This window comes from Rhizobacter sp. P3_B12 (genome assembly GCF_056402895.1).
The window spans coordinates 1-633 of record NZ_JBFUGN010001693.1; the positions used below are offsets into that span (position 1 = coordinate 1).

General features: G+C 66.4%; 1 protein-coding gene. It reads left to right on the forward strand.

Going from position 1 to position 633, the window contains the following annotated elements; genetic code table 11:
- Window positions 1–595 (forward strand): hypothetical protein (locus AC1D01_RS37715; RefSeq protein ID WP_477875071.1); only part of this gene is annotated, 595 nt, incomplete at its 5' end.
- Window positions 596–633 lie beyond the last annotated feature (38 nt).

Genomic DNA, 633 nt, shown 5'->3' on the forward strand with positions numbered 1-633 from the left:
GCTGCACGGCAAGTTTCCCGGCAAGACCTGGTCGGGCGATTCGAAAGGGAATTTCCATTGCGATCTGGACGGCCAGCAGGTGGCGCTCATCCGCGCCGACGCGCTGAAGGCGTGGGTGGAGCGAGATGACGACACCCGGCTTCCGGCAATTGAAGAGCGCAGCCGTGCACCGGCCTCGGCGATGCTCTGGTTGACCAATGGGCCCGGTGCCGGCGTGGACGAACGCTTCATCCAGGAGGCCGGGGTGGCTGCAACGCTGCAGGAGATCGAACTGTCCTTCAGCAACTCGCAGCGCCCGGGCAAAGGCCTGCTGCACGCACGCCGGTTCCCGCCCGGCGCCGCGCCCGATTCATTCCGACGGCTCGAAGAGAACGCGAAATCGACCCGTCGTGTGGCATTGACAGGTTCCTCGACGCAGTCCTCCAGCCCGTGGGCTCTGCTCGAGAGGCAGGACGGCCCGGGCCTGCAAGGATGGCTGCTGCAGGCAAAGGGCAGTTCGGTGACCTACCCGAGCCTGGAGGCGGCTGTGCAGGCCTTCTGCACCGAACACCGGCAGAAAGCCGCCCGCGCCGTTTTCCTCGTGAATCCGCCCTGACCGCACACCCTTCTACAATCCGGGCCCCACTCCCGTTG